The organism is Pseudarthrobacter sp. MOO13 (assembly GCF_058267655.1).
Genome location: NZ_CM177848.1, coordinates 559,715 through 574,176 on the forward strand (window position 1 = coordinate 559,715; position 14,462 = coordinate 574,176).

Here is a 14,462-nt window from a genome sequence, read left to right on the forward strand (position 1 = left end):
GTTTTGGACTTGTAGTATTAGGTGTAGAAAGCGCTTTCACGACCTGGGGCCCTCTTCGAAACCTCGACGGCTACGCCCCCGGCCACCCCCCAACATCACCGCACCTGGATCAAAGAAGATCGGAGTTACACAGTGCCGCTTTTTCCCCGTCCTGCATCCGCTGCCAAGCAGCCGGCAGGGGCACCACCGTCACGCTCATCGCGCCGAACCCGTACGGCGGGTGCTGTCGCAGCCGCAGTCGCCGCCGTCATGGCCCTCAGTGCCTGCGGCGGTGGAGCAGCTCCGCAGAGCGCCGACGGAACCGTTGAGCTTCGCTTCTCCTGGTGGGGCGGCGACAAGCGCGCCCAGCTGACGCAGGAAGCCATCAAGCAGTTCGAAGCCGAAAACCCCAAAATCAAGATCAAACCGGAATTCGGCGACTGGAGCGGTTACTGGGACAAGCTCGCCACCCAGGTGGCCGCCAACGACGCCCCGGACATCATCCAGATGGACGAGAAATACATCACCGAGTACTCCAGCCGCGGCGCCCTCCTGGATCTGTCCAAGTACGACATCGACACCTCCAAGCTGGATGAGGCGGCCCTGAATGCAGGCAAGAGCCAGAAGGGCCTGACGGGCATCGCGGCCGGCATCAACGCCGCCACCATCCTGGCCAATCCCGCAGTCTTCCAGGCCGCCGGAGTTCCGCTGCCGGATGACACCAAATGGACCTGGGACGATTTCGGCCGGATCGCCGCCGAGATCACCGCGAAGTCGCCCAAGGGCACCTACGGCGCGGCAGCGTACGGAACGGATGAGGCCTCCTTGGGCGTCTGGCTCCGGCAGGACGGCAAGTCCCTCTACACATCCGACGGCAAGCTGGGCTTTGAGTCCGGTGACATCGCCGAATGGTGGGCGTTCCTGAAGGAGCTGAGCCAGAAGAAGGCGGTGCCTTCCGCATCGGAGGTGGTCGAGGCTGAGGCTGCGCCCCTTGACCAGAGCGGCCTGGCGACCGGCAAGAACGCCATGGCGTTCTGGTGGTCCAACCAGGCGCCAGCCCTGGAGAAGGCCAGCGGCGGAGACCTCAAGATCCTGCGGTTCCCCACCAAGACGGGATCGGCAGCCGATGCGGAGCTTTGGTACAAAGCCTCGCAGTTCTGGTCCGCTTCCTCGCGCACCAAGCACCCGCAGGAAACGGCCAAGTTCATCAACTTCCTGACCAACAACGTCAAAGCCGGTGAAGCGCTCCTGGCGGATCGTGGTGTGTATCCCAACGCTGATGTCCGGGCAGCCATCCAGCCCAAACTGACCCCGGCAGACGTCAAGGTGGTCACCTTCATCGATCAGATCAAAGGCGAACTCGGCGAAGCCCCGGCGCCGCCGCCAAAGGGTGCGGGAGCGATCCAGGAAATCATCAAGCGCTACACCTCGGAAGTCCTGTTTGACCGCTTGTCCCCGGCCGACGCGGGAAAGAAGGCCACGGACGAGATGAAGTCCGCCATCAGCAGCTGATCTTCACACCGCCAACACGGCTCCGGACAACACGGGTGGACGCCTCCCCGCCCGAGGCGTCCGACGGCGGGTGGCAGCTCCGCCCCGGCGGGAACCGATGGTTCCTTTCCGGGGCGGAGGTGTTTAAGGCGCAGTCCACTTTTAACGGGACTGAGCGTTCCGTGGACGGCGGCACCCAAGCCGGTGCCGCCGTCGGCCGTCCTTAGGGCTTTGCCTGGCCCTCCGCCACCACCGCGACGCCGCCGGCAGGAACGGTGCCCGGGAAGGGGTCGCCGGTCAGCAGGTCCTGGCCAGTGGCTGAGACGGCGGCATCCGCCCTCGTGTGGTTGATGGCGAACAGGAAGCTGCGCCCGTCGGCGGACAGGCGCCGCACCAGTTCCACCCCGGGATCGGCAGCGGCGACGGGCGAAACGCCCGATTCGGCCAGCAGCTTGTCAACCAGGGCTTCGATGCCGTTGGCGTCCGGGAAGGTGGCCAGGTACCAGGCCGCGCCTGGCCCAACAGGCCGCCGGGTCAGGGAGGGAACCCCCTCCAGCGGGTATTCGGTAAAGGTTTGCACCACCTCGGCGCCGGCAAGGTGGACATGCTCGCTCCAGATGGAAGAAGTGGTCCCGTCGCTCAACTTGAGCTGGGCTCCGGCCAGCAGCGGATAAAACTCCTCCACCCGGACGCCCAGGAGATCGCGGAACGCGCCCGGGTAGCCGCCGAGCAGCACGTGGTCCTGAGTGTCCACGATGCCGCTGAAATAGCTGACCAGGACCGTGGCCCCGCGCGAAGCCGCGGCGGCGATGGTGGCGGCGTCCTCATCGGACACCGCGTACAGGGTGCACGCCAGCACCAGGTCGTAGCCGTCAAGTGACGCCGACGGATGCACCAGGTCCACGGAGACTCCGCGCAGGACCAGCGACCGGTGAAACGCCCTCAGCAGGTCCAGGTACTTCACGTCGACGCTCGGTTTGGAGTCGATCTCGCTGGCCCACCAGGCCTCGTAGTCGAAGACAATGGCGGCGCGCGACTGGACCCGCGAACCGCGCACGGGTTCGAGGCGCTGCAGGGCCGCGCCAAGCTCCACCACCTCACGCCACACCCGCGTGTCCCGTCCCCCGTGCGGCACCATGGCGGAGTGGAACTTCTCCGACCCCGCGAAGCTTTGCCGCCACTGGAAGAACATCACGGCGTCCGCCCCGCGGGCCACGTGGGCCAGCGAATTGCGCAGCATCTCGCCGGGCATCTTGGGTTGGTTGCGCGGCTGCCAGTTGACCGCCGACGTCGAATGTTCCATCAGGATCCACGGGTCACCGCCCGCAATGCCGCGCGTGAGGTCCGCGCTGAACGCGAGTTCCAGGTGGCGTTCCGGGTCCGCGGCCACGAGGTAGTGGTCGTTGGCGATGACGTCCAGGTCTTTGGCCCAGCTGAAGTAGTCCATGGATTTGGTGGCACTTGAGGCCATCAGGTTGGTGGTGCAGGGGATGTCCGGGGTCACCTCGCGAAGGACGGCCACCAGCTCCCGGTAGTAGTCCATCAGCGCCCACGAGCTGAACCGCTGGAAGTCCAGTTGCTGGCCCGGGTTCAGGGTGGACGGTGCGACGGCGGGCGGCAGGATTTCCTCGAAGGAGCCGTAGTTCTGGGACCAGAATGCCGTGCCCCAGGAAGCGTTCAAGGCAGCGATGCTCCCGTACCGGCGTTCAAGCCAGGTGCGGAAGGCGGCTGCGTCCTCTTCGCCGTAGAACTCCGAGACGTGGCAGCCCAGTTCGTTGTCCACATGCCACAGTGCCAGCGCGGGGTGGTCCTTGTAGCGTTCGGCGAGTGCGCGGGTGATCCCGGCGGCGTAGCGGCGGTACACGGCCGACGACGGCGTGTAGTGCCGCCGTGAGCCCGGTCCCAGCACGGTCCCGTCAGCCCTGACCGGCAGGATTTCCGGGTGTTGGCGCACCAGCCAGGCCGGAGGTGCGGCGGTGGCGGTGGCCAGGGCCACTTTCACGCCGATCCCGGCGAGGTTGTCCAGTACTTCGTCCAGCCAGCCGAACTCGTAGTGCCCTTCGGCGGGTTCCAGCAGGGCCCAGGAGAAAATGCCGACGCTGAGGAAATTCACGCCCGCTTCCTGCATGAGGTCCAGATCCTCCAGGCGGACACTGGCGGGCCATTGCTCGGGGTTGTAGTCGCCTCCGAAAGCGATGCCCCCAATGTTGCTCCACACTTTGGACGGGCCGGGGCTTTCCTGCTGTGTCATGGGACTCCTTTGTCAACTGCGGGGCGGGGTTCGCAATGAGGAAACGCTTTCTTGGAAAACGCTTGCCTGGCGGCTTGGAAAACGCTTGCCCATTAATCCGAATGCAGCTATTGTATCGTTTCAGACGCCATGTTAGCCAGCTCACTACTTACGTTGTAGACCGAGCCAAGGCAGGCACCCAAAGAGCAAGGAGGCTCCCGTGATCAACAGAAGGCATTTCCTCACAACCGTGGCCATCGGCACCGCATCTGCCGCAGCCCTGGCAGCCTGCGGGAACGGAGGCAGCTCATCCGGCCAGACCGGATCCGCTGAAAAACCCGTGACCATCAACTACACCTGGTGGGGCAACGACGACCGCGCCGAGCGGACCCGCAAAGCCATCGCCCTGTTCGAGTCAAAGAACCCGGACATCAAGGTCAACGGCAACTTCACGGATTTCGCGGGCTACTGGCAGAAGCGTGCCACCGAAGCGGCCGGCGGCGGCCTGCCCGACGTGATGCAGTGGGACCTGTCCTACCTGCGCGATTACGGCCAGCGCAACCAGCTCCTGGACCTGGGCACGGTGAAGATCGATACCTCCGCGTTCGAGAAATCACTCCTGCCGTCCGGCCAGATCAAGGGCAAGACCTACGGCATCCCCACCAGCACCAACGCCTTCGCGGTCTACTACGATCCTGCCAAGCTGGCCTCCCTGGGCATCGCCGAACCCACCGGCAAATGGACCTGGTCCGAATTCCAGTCGTTCCTGAAGGAAGTTGGGGACAAGGGCAACGGCACACTCTTCGGCTCCACGGACTTCACCGGTGTCTGGTGGCAGTTCAACATCTGGCTCCGCCAGAAGAACATCCAGGCCTTCACCAGCGACGGGAAGCTGGGATTCAGCAAGGACGACCTGAAGACCTGGTGGAACCTCAACTCGAAGCTGCGCGGAACCCAGGCCCTCGTGCCGGAAGACAGGGTAACCCAGCTCAAGCCCAAGTCCCCGTTTGGCTCCAACGTCAGTGCCGCCGAGGTCACCTGGGACAACTTCATGGCCGGATACCTGGCTGACAGCGGCGCCAAGCAACTCAAGCTGGTACCGGTGCCCTCGGATGACCCGAACAACCTGGGCCTGTTCCTGAAGCCGTCCATGCTGATGGTGGCCAGCGCCAAGACCAAGTTCAAGGACGCGGCGGCACGCTTCATCGATTTCATGGTCAACGATCCCGAGGTGGGCCAGATCTTCAAGACCTCCCGCGGCGTTCCGGCCTCCAAGACCCAGCGCGACGGCACCACGTTCGATGGCGCCGACAAGCTGGTGGTGGATTACGAGAAGTCCATCGAGCAGTACCTCAAGGACGCACCCGAGCCGCCGATCGTCGGGTTCGGCACGCTGGAAGCATCGTTCGGCCGGATTGCCTCCGACCTCAACTACGGCAAGCTCACCGTTGACGGTGCCGTCGACGCGTGGTTCAAGGAAGCCGAAGACCTCATCAAGCAGAACGCCTGATCCGGCCAGTGCCTGATCGAGTGTTCACGACTGACGGATTGAACTCGTGACTCAAAGCCCAACCCTGAGCAGGCGCCAGGGGCACTCCGGTACCGCGTTGCCGCGCAAGTCGCGGCAGCGCGGGGCGGATGCCCGCGCCGGTTACACCTTCCTGCTGCCCTGGCTGCTGGGTTTCATCGCCCTGACGGTCGGGCCGATGATCTCCTCCCTGTACCTCTCGTTCACCAACTACAACCTGTTCGAGCCGCCCAAGTGGATCGGCTTCGACAACTACGCCACCCTCTTCCAGGACGAGCGCTTCCTGCAGTCCGTGGGCGTGACCCTGTCCTACGTGGTCTTCGGCACCCCGCTCAAGCTCGCCGCGGCCCTGGCGGTGGCGATGCTGCTGAACAGCAAGCGCCGCGGCCAGGGCTTCTACCGGTCGGCGTTCTACGCCCCGTCCCTGATCGGGGCCTCGGTGTCCATCGCGATCGTCTGGAAGGCCATGTTCGGCGATTCCGGGCCGGTGGACCAGGGCCTGTCCTTCTTCGGGATCAACATCGGCGGCTGGGTGGGAAATCCGTCCATGACCATGCCCATGATGATCCTGCTGACCGTTTGGCAGTTCGGCGCCCCGATGGTGATCTTCCTGGCCGGCCTGAAACAGATCCCGGGCGAACTCTACGAGGCGGCATCGATGGACGGTGCCGGTCCGGTGCGGAAGTTCTTCAACATCACCTGGCCCATGCTCTCTCCGGTGATCTTCTTCAACCTCCTGATGGAAACCATCCACGCGTTCCAGATCTTCGCGTCGGCCTACATCATCTCCAACGGTGACGGCGGCCCCGCCGGCTCCACCCTCTTCTACACCCTCTACCTTTACCTGCGCGGCTTCAGCGACTTCCGGATGGGCTACGCCTCGGCCATGGCCTGGCTGCTGGTGATCGTGGTCGGCATCATCACGCTGATCTTCTTCCGCACCTCCAAGTCCTGGGTCCACTACAGCGGTGATGCAAAATGACAACCACGGCAACCCCCGTCCAGCCGGCCCCGGGCGCCACAGCCCCGGCCTACAACCCGAAGTCCGAATCCACCACCGCCAAACGCGCCAAGAGCACCATCTTCCACGCCGCAGCGCTCCTGCTGACCTGCGTGGTGCTCTACCCCGCCCTGTGGATGATCGCCTCCGCGTTCAAACCCAACTCGGAAATCGGCGGCCAGAACACCTCGCTGTGGTCCAGCAACTTCAGCTTTGACAACTTCGCCACCGCGATGGACGGCATCGGCGGGGTCTCCACCCTGCAGTTCTTCACCAACTCGCTGATCCTGGCCATCGGCGCCGTCGTCGGCACCATCCTCTCCGCGAGCGTGTCCGCCTACGCCTTCGCCCGGATCAAATTCCCCGGCCGCAGCGTGTTCTTCGGCATGATGATCGCCACCTTGCTGCTGCCGTTCCACGTGGTGATCATCCCGCAGTACATCATCTTCCAGCAGCTCGGACTGGTGGACACCTACGTCCCCCTGCTCATCGGCAAGTTCCTCGCAGGAGACGCGTTCTTCGTGTTCCTCATGGTGCAGTTCATGCGCAACCTGCCCGCCGAACTCGACGAAGCAGCCCGCATCGACGGCGCAGGGCACGTCCGGATCTTCACCTCCATCATGCTGCCCCTGATGAAACCGGCCCTGATCTCCACCTCGATCTTCTCCTTCATCTGGAGCTGGAACGACTTCCTGGGCCCGCTGCTCTACCTGAACACCCCCGACAAGTACCCGTTGCCCCTGGCCCTGCGCCTCTTTGTGGACCAAACCCAGTCCTCGGACTACGGCGCCATGATCGCCATGTCCGTCCTGGCCCTGCTCCCCGTGCTGATCTTCTTCCTGATCTTCCAGCGGTACATCGTCGAGGGCGTTTCCACCCAGGGCCTCAAGGGCTAACGGTCAACGGAGAGAAAAATGAGCGCCATGGACAGCACCACCCCAGTTTCCGGCCACGAGCCCATCCCGGTGAACCGGTTTGCCCTGTTCTCCGAAACCCTCCTGGCAGGCCTGCTGGTGCTGGTGCTGTCCGTCCCGCTGGTAACCCTCCCGGCCGCCTACGCGGCCGGCATCGCCCACCTGGAACGGCACCTGGCCGGCCGGGATGATTCGGTCCGCGGACTCTGGCGCCTCTTCAGGGCGGCCCTGCCCGGCAGCTGGAAGCTGGGCCTGACGACGGCGGCAGCCGCCGTCGTCATTGTCCTCAACCTCCTGCTCGCCTGGGTGGGGCAACTGCCGGGCCGTGGAGTGGTGCTGCCAGCCACCCTGCTCCTGGCGGCCGGAGCGGCGATCGTGCTGCTCCGCACCGCCTCGGCCTGGACCGACGCAACCGGCCAAGGCGCCACCGCAGGGGACTCCTGGCGCACGGCCCTCCATGCCGGGCAGGCAATGACCCTGCGCGACTGGACCGGTTCGCTGCTGCTCGCGGCCGCGCTGTTCTGCGCCGTGGTGTTCGTCTGGATGCTCGCGGCGCTCTTCGTGGTGGTCCCCGGCGCCCTCATCCTCGCCGCGGCGGCAGTAAAACTGCGGTCCGGCCGGCCCCGACGCTAGCTGTGCCGTTGCGCCGCGCCCGAACCGATCAACGCGCCCGAACCGATCAACGCGGCCGCCCCGGGCCCGGCCAACCCCGGTGGTACCACCCGCTGAGGCAGCACAACTACCGGCTGTTCCTGGGCATGCAGCTGGCCGGCAGCCTGGGGGTGTGGATGCAGCGCCTGGCCCAGGACTGGCTGGTGCTGCAGCTGACCGGAAGCCCCGCAGCGGTGGGCGCCGCCGTCGCCCTGCAGTTCCTGCCCATGCTGGTGGTGGGCCCGCTGGCCGGGCTGGTAGTGGACCTCTTTCCCAAGCGCCGGATCATGATGGTATGCCAGTCCGTCATCGTGCTGCTGGGCATTGGCCTCGCGGCGTGGGCCGCGAGCGGCACCCTGACGGTATGGGTGGTGTACGCCAGCTGCGTCGCCTTGGGCATCATTGCGGCGGTGGACCAGCCCACCAGGCAGGTGTTCGTCAATGAAGTGGTGGGAGACGCCGCGCTGCGGCCGGCCATCGGACTGAACAATGCGCTGTCCCAACTGGGCGGCATGGCCGGCCCGGCGTTGGGCGGGCTGCTCATCGCCCAGGCCGGACCGGCGGCGGCCTTTGCCGCCAACGCGCTGATCGGCATGGGTGTCCTGGGCCTGATCACGGCCATTCGGACCAACGAGCTGCATCCGGGCCCGCGCGCCGGACGCGGCCGGGGCCAGGTGCTTGCCGGCCTCCACTATGTCCGCGAACGGCCACGGCTGCTCCTCCTTATCCTCCTCGCCGGCCTGCTGGGCGCCTTCGGGATGAACGGGCCGGTGGTCCTGGCGGCGTTCGCCGAACGGGTGTGGCACAACGGCGTGGAAGGCTTCGGCCTGTTCAACACCGTCAGCGCCGTCGGCGCCCTGGCCGGGGCGCTCCTGGCCGCCCGGCTTGGCACCATGGGCCGGAAAGGCATTGTGGCTTCGGCCGGCCTTTTCGGCCTGTCCCAGCTGCTGGCGGCGCTCATGCCCACCGTGGGCCTTTTCATCGCCATGCTGGTGGTGGTGGGCATGATGACGCTGCTGTTCCTCACTAGCGCCGCCACCGCCGTCCAGCTCGAGGCCGGGCCCGCCATCCGCGGCCGGGTCATGGCCCTGTACCTGCCCCTCCTGCTCGGCGGACATGCGCTCGGTGGCCTCCTGGCCGGTTGGCTGACCGAGCAGTTCGGAGTCCGGGCGGGCCTGGTGGCCACCGGCTGCCTGGGCATGCTGTCCGCCATGGTCATCGGCCTCCTGCTCTGGCGGCACGGGCGGCGCGCCCGGCCTCCAGTGCAAACTACCGGGGCGTAAACGTCCAGGTGCCGGTGTGCACGCGGAATTCCCTGGCGGCGCCGTCCGCGGTGCCCAACGGGGCGGAAGGTACGACGACGGCATCCGCGGAGGGCCCTTTGACCCCGTAGGTGCCGGCGGGCAGCCTCACGGTGGCAGTGGTGCCCGGTGGAACCGTGCACTCCAGCTCCACCGAACCACCGCGCCTGCGCCAGCTCGCCTGTACGTATCCGTTGTCCACCGGGATACTGCCGCGGGCGTGCTCCAAGCGGCACAGCGGCGGTTCGATCACCACCGCGGTGCCGCCGGGGACGGCGTACCGGATGCCGAGCAGGTGCTCGAGGATCTCCTTTAGCACGGACGCGGACCAGGCGTGCGACTGGCTGTAGTCGGTCCCCTCGGCCAGGTCCCAGGCTTCCCAGGTGAAGGTGGCTCCGCGGTCCAGGAGCCGTGCCCAGCCGGGCTGGTCTTTGGCGGTGAGGAGGTCCAGGACGGCGTCCACGCGGCCCTGGCGCAGCAGGGCACGGACCAGCCGGTGCACCGTCATGGGGCCTTGCCGCATGCCCATTCCGGCGATCCGGTCGGCGTCAGCGTCCGCGTGGCCGGGGTCCGTGATGCCCAGTGAGAGCGGGAAGGACGTGGCGTGCTGGGAGGCGTGGGCACTGGGTGTCCCGTCCCCGTGGAGTCCGTCCACCATGACCCCGCCAACGCGCAGCCGGCCGCGGATGGCGGCGGCCAGCGCACGGGCTGCCGTGGCGTAGCGGACGGCGGCGTCTTCCTGGCCGGCCAGGTTGCAGAGCCGTGCCGTTGACACCAGAGCCGAATAGGCCTGGGTGTTGACGGTGGTCTTGGCCGCGCACTCCATGTCGTAGCCGAACCGGCCGGGTGCGGGCCAGTCCACGATGCCGTGCAGGTAGGGGCCCGAGCCGCCGCCCAGCCTGGTGACCAGTCCCGCCGTCGGGCCTTCCGCCGGAATGCAGCGCATGGCGTAGTCGGCCGTGTCGCACAGGTGGGGGAGCAGTTCGCGGACCAGGCCGGCGTCTCCGGAGCGCAGGTGGTACTCCTCCGCCCACTCCGGCAGCATCAGGGAGAAATCGGGGATGTCGCGCTTGCCGTCGCCGTTGGGATAGACGGCGTTGTACCGGCCCTTGTCCGCCCCGGTGTTCCAGTAGCGGCGGGCTGACCAGGCGAATTCGCGCAGTGCCTGCGCCGTGTAGGCGTGTTCGCCGAAGAACGCCATGGTGGCGTAGGAAATGTTGGCGGCGTCGGCCAGGAACTGGCCTTTTTCCCGGGTGGGAGTGTCCACGAACTGCTCCTGGACACCGTAGAGCGCAGAATCGCGCAGCAGCCCGACGACCTCGTCCAGGACGGGGTCGGAACTGGTGAAGCTGCCCTCGCCGGGGTGGCTGCCGTAGACCGTGGTGGCGCCGACGCGTGACACGTCCGCCGCCTCCACGCCCGGCAGTTCCAGGTAGCGGAAGCCGAGGTGGACGGAGGCCCGGAACTGCTGTGGCCCGGCGGTTTGGGTGTAGGGGAAGGACATGTCCGTGTTCTGGCTGGGGGTCTTTCCGGCATCCACCCTGCCGTCCGGGCGCAGGACGTAGCCGGCCCGGAGCATGACCGTGCGCCCCGGGACGCCGGCCAGGAAGTCCACCTCGGGCCGGGCCGGGATGACGCGCCCGAAGTCCGCCACCAGGGTGCCGTCCTTCGCGGCAAGGAACTGCCGCGGTGCCACGAACTCCCCGCCCAGGAACGTCCGGCGGGCGTGCAACCGGGGAAAGTCCGACGTCGGGTGCCGGCCGGCGCTGATGGCGGCAGGAAGGTCTTCGGTGATGTCCAGGGACGCTGCGGCCTCGCCATCCAGGTGCTCCACGGGGTCGCCCTCGTCATTGCGGTAGCCCGACTGGCGGTACGGGGCCTCGCCGGCACGCCAGCCAGGGCCCGAGACAAGGACGCCGCGCCGTCCGTCGTCGTAATCAACACTCAGCCTGACCAACAGGCCGGGAACACCTGCGGCGCGGCCCTGGCCCGGACCGTACCAGTGGAGGAGGGCCGTCACCGGCACGGGCGTACCGGCCGGATGTGCCGCCAGGACCCCGGTGACGTCGGCGGCATCGAAATACCCCTCGCCGGGGTAGCCGAACGAGGTGGTGCCGAGGCAGGGCGTTCCGGCCACCGAAACCTGCGCGTGGTGGTGTGCCGCCACGAAGAGCCTGGCCCGCCGGACCGTCCCGTCCAGCGCCATGGTGCCCCGGAACAGGGTCCAATCGTCGGGCTGCCGGTGTCCGGTGGTGCGGTCCCATTGTGCCAAGGACGCAAGCGCGTCGTCCTCGGCGGTGTCAAAACGGTGGTCCAGCAGGATGGTTCCGGAACGGCCGGGAACCTCCCCGGTGATTTTGAGCCGCGCGTACTCCGCCTGGCTCCGGGGTCCCTGGTGCAGGGCGGCCCTTTCGCCGCTGTCCGCGGATGCCGGTACGTCAACCACCAGCAGTTCCGTTCCGCCCAGCGACACCCGGATGGTCAGCCCGTCGTCGCTGATATCCAGGTCCTGCCACGATCCGGGGCCAGGTTGCCGGTCTCCTGCCGGTGCGGCGGTTCCCAGGACCTCGGAATCCGGGGCGGGGGAGGGGATTTCCCAGTCCGGAGTGCGGCGGAGTACCAGTTCTCCGGCCGGGCCAAGTTCGAGCAGCACGCCCGTCCCGGGTCCGCTGCTCCGCAGGATCATGCCGGCTTTGCCCATGACGGGCCGGAGCCGGGCCTGGATCCGGACGCTGCGGACGGCGGGGCACGGCAGAGGCAGGAACGGCGAGCCTGCCACCCGCAGGGCGCGGTTGTGGATTTCCAGCGGGGCGCGCCCGCCCGGGGCCCGGCTGATCCAGCCGGCTTGCCAGGACGCGTCCGTCAGGCCGGTGCTGAAGGGGTGCGGGGAAGACCAGGAGCCCGCCCTGCCGGCAGCATCATGGATGCGCACGCGCCAGGCGAAGTCCGAGTCGTCCGCCAGGGCGGGGCCGCCATAGGGCACGCCGCGCTGGGATGCGGAAGGTACCGGACCCGAGCCCCACACCAGCGCGCCCCGGGTGTCCCGGACCTCAACCTCGTAGCCGGTCTGCTGTGCCAGGGCGGGATCGTCGCCGTCGCCCTGGGCCAGCTGCCAGCTGAACGCGGGGGCCGGCGAAGCAGCCAGGCAGGCGGAAAGCCCGTCCGTCAGCAGGTTGGCTGCGTGCAGGTGACCGGCGTCGCGGAACTGGCCGCCCATCAGGAAGCCGGAATATCAAAGGTGGCCGGGGCGGACACGGCCCAGGGGAGTCCCAGCTCGCTGAAGGTGGCGTGCTCCCGGCCCGCACGTTCCAGCGCGGCCTCAATACCTGTTACGACGGCGTGGGCTGAGTCGCCGTCGCCCTCCCACCGGACGTGGGCGGGATCGATGGGGGAGGGCAGCGGCGCCGTCCGGACCGCTTCCAGCACCAGCATGAAGGCTCCGCTGTCCAGCAGGCTGCTGGTGAGCGGAACGCCGGTGGCGCGGTGGGCCAGCAGGTTCTCGGTGAGGTCATCGCGGCCATACGTCTTTTCGCTGCGCCCGGCTGCGGTTTCAATGCTGAGCCGGTCCTCGGTGTAGTGGAACACGGCGGTGCCGGCCGAGCCCTGCAGGGTCACGCAGGGCTCAACGGATTCGGACGCGCAGATGGTCAGCGCGCAGGTGATGGGCAGGCCTGGAGTGGTGCGGATCCGGATCACGGAGGTGTCATCCGATTCGATGTCGTTGGCCCGGTACAGCTCGGTCTCCACGGATGCGATGTCAGCGGTGGTGCGCGCCCCGGCAATCCGGAGGGCGGTTGCCACGGCATGCGCCAACGGATTGGTGGCGACGCCGTCCACCACGTCCACGCCGTTGATGCTGCGTTTCCCGGCCCAGCGCGAGCGTTTGTAGTAGGCCCGGTCCCGGACCCAGCGGCCGGTGGCCGAGATGCCCTCCAAGGTGCCGATGGTGCCGGCCGCGAGCAGTTCCTCGATGGCCCGCAGGGCGTGCGAACCGAGGCTTTGGAACCCGATCTGGACACCGCGCCCGGAATCCTCCGCCGCGGCACACAGCCGGTTGAAATCGGCAAGGGACGCGACGGGGGGTTTTTCCAAGTACAGCTCCGCGTCCGTGGCAAGGGCAGCCAGGGCCAGCGGGGCGTGCGTTTGGATGGGGGTGGCCACGATGACCAGGTCGAGGTCCCCGGCGGCCTGGAGGAGCTCGTCGAGCCCGGGGTGGATGGCGGCCGACGGCGGCACGGCACCTGGGGCGGGCGGCTGCGGATCGGCAACCGCCACCAGCTCGACGGCGCCTGCCGCCTGCAGGCGTTCAAGGTTCCGGAGGTGATGGGTGCCAAAGCCGTGCACGCCCACCAGTGCCACCCGCGCCGCAGTCCCCGGGGCGGTTCCGGCGCCCTTGCCGGCCGCTTCCGTTGCCGTTCCCATGGTTCTCCGTCCTGCCCGTCCGGGCACCAGCCTGTAGCGCCCGCCATCTGTCAGCAAGCGCTTTCCACCGTTCAGTGTGCGGCATGGAGGCATTGCCAGTCCAGCTATGTAACGATTCAAAAATTCACTTGACCGAGATGCCGGTGCGGGTCTAGATTTTCGAGAAACCGATTACCAGCGTGATGCGGGACACTTTCCGCTTCGCCTCTGCAACGATGGAGAACAGAAGGGAGCCCAGCCATGCTGTCCGGGACCTTCAGTGCGCGTGCCTATTCATTCTTTGACACGCTCGCATGGATTGCGGGCCTGAACCTGCTGTGGATCGTGTTCACCCTGATGGGTGGCGGCATCCTTGGTGCCGGGCCGGCCACGGCCGCGGCGCAGATCCTGGTGCGCAAGCGGGCCCGGGGGGAGGCGGCTCCGCTGGTGCGCGGATTTGCTGCCGGATACACCAGGAATTTTGGCCGCGCGAACATCCTTGCACTGCCGGTCATGGCCGTCTCCGTTGCTCTTGCCCTGAACTGGAACTACTTTTCGGCGGGGCGCGGGCTCTTCGCGCAGCTCATGGCGGCAGGCATCTTTGTTGCCGCAATCTTCCTGGCCGGCGCAGCGTGCTACGTGTTTCCCCTGTATGCCCGCTACGAACTGCCGCTGCGGCAGTACTTGCTGACGTCGTCGCGCTTTGCCGTGCGGCATCTTGCGGGAACCGTCATCCTGCTGTTCGTCACCGCCGCCGCGGCGTACGCCAGCGCGGCGCTCCCGGGCCTGATTCCGTTCTTCAGCATCGGAGCCTGGCTCTTCCTGACCGGCTGGCTCTGCGACCGCTTCTTCACCGCGAATGACGAATCGGTAGCCGAAGCGCTGGCAGTGGAACCGGACGGCCGGGCCGCCCTGCAGGGAGCCTCCACCGCCTGACCGCCCTCCTCCCGGGTGCGGCCAGGCCATG

The 14,462-nt window shown here is 67.4% G+C and carries 10 protein-coding genes; 7 read left to right on the plus strand and 3 right to left on the minus strand.

Annotated elements, in window-relative coordinates; translation table 11 throughout:
• Window positions 1-132: 132 nt before the first annotated feature.
• Window positions 133-1,491 carry an ABC transporter substrate-binding protein gene (locus AC4EEO_RS02535; protein ID WP_026264596.1) on the plus strand — a complete coding sequence of 453 codons (1,359 nt, stop codon included), beginning with the start codon at window positions 133-135 and terminating at the stop codon, window positions 1,489-1,491.
• 202 nt (window positions 1,492-1,693) lie between these two features.
• On the opposite strand, the gene AC4EEO_RS02540 is transcribed toward AC4EEO_RS02535, so the two are convergent.
• The gene (locus AC4EEO_RS02540; RefSeq protein ID WP_491339796.1) at window positions 1,694-3,721 is read right to left on the minus strand and encodes a beta-galactosidase; all 2,028 of its coding nucleotides are present in this window, start codon (window positions 3,719-3,721) and stop codon (window positions 1,694-1,696) included.
• Window positions 3,722-3,920: 199 nt separating this feature from the next.
• On the opposite strand from AC4EEO_RS02540, the gene AC4EEO_RS02545 reads away from it, so the two are divergent.
• From AC4EEO_RS02545 to AC4EEO_RS02565, 5 genes are all read left to right on the plus strand, one after another.
• The gene (locus AC4EEO_RS02545; protein WP_285319545.1) at window positions 3,921-5,210 is read left to right on the plus strand and encodes an ABC transporter substrate-binding protein; all 1,290 of its coding nucleotides are present in this window, start codon (window positions 3,921-3,923) and stop codon (window positions 5,208-5,210) included.
• A gap of 46 nt (window positions 5,211-5,256) precedes the next feature.
• Window positions 5,257-6,210 (plus strand): carbohydrate ABC transporter permease, encoded by a 954-nt coding sequence (locus AC4EEO_RS02550; protein WP_026264595.1) that lies wholly within the window; start codon window positions 5,257-5,259, stop codon window positions 6,208-6,210.
• Window positions 6,207-7,124: a carbohydrate ABC transporter permease gene (locus tag AC4EEO_RS02555; protein ID WP_109045184.1), complete on the plus strand. Its 918-nt coding sequence runs from the start codon at window positions 6,207-6,209 to the stop codon at window positions 7,122-7,124. Before AC4EEO_RS02550 ends, AC4EEO_RS02555 begins: the two co-directional genes overlap by 4 nt.
• An 18-nt stretch (window positions 7,125-7,142) precedes the next feature.
• Window positions 7,143-7,775 (plus strand): Poxvirus protein I5, encoded by a 633-nt coding sequence (locus AC4EEO_RS02560; RefSeq protein ID WP_491339797.1) that lies wholly within the window; start codon window positions 7,143-7,145, stop codon window positions 7,773-7,775.
• 125 nt (window positions 7,776-7,900) lie between these two features.
• Window positions 7,901-9,076: an MFS transporter gene (locus AC4EEO_RS02565; RefSeq protein WP_491340387.1), complete on the plus strand. Its 1,176-nt coding sequence runs from the start codon at window positions 7,901-7,903 to the stop codon at window positions 9,074-9,076.
• On the opposite strand, the gene AC4EEO_RS02570 is transcribed toward AC4EEO_RS02565, so the two are convergent.
• Window positions 9,063-12,311 (minus strand): family 78 glycoside hydrolase catalytic domain, encoded by a 3,249-nt coding sequence (locus AC4EEO_RS02570; protein WP_491339798.1) that lies wholly within the window; start codon window positions 12,309-12,311, stop codon window positions 9,063-9,065. The two genes, AC4EEO_RS02565 and AC4EEO_RS02570, sit on opposite strands and share 14 nt — an antisense overlap.
• Window positions 12,311-13,516, minus strand: coding sequence for a Gfo/Idh/MocA family protein (locus AC4EEO_RS02575; protein WP_018761795.1), 1,206 nt, complete (start codon window positions 13,514-13,516; stop codon window positions 12,311-12,313). Before AC4EEO_RS02575 ends, AC4EEO_RS02570 begins: the two co-directional genes overlap by 1 nt.
• A gap of 240 nt (window positions 13,517-13,756) precedes the next feature.
• Between AC4EEO_RS02575 and AC4EEO_RS02580 the strand changes: the two genes are divergently transcribed.
• A complete protein-coding gene (locus tag AC4EEO_RS02580) occupies window positions 13,757-14,431 on the plus strand; it encodes a YesL family protein (RefSeq protein WP_109045188.1) in 675 nt (224 codons plus the stop codon).
• The last annotated feature ends 31 nt before the right edge of the window (window positions 14,432-14,462 follow it).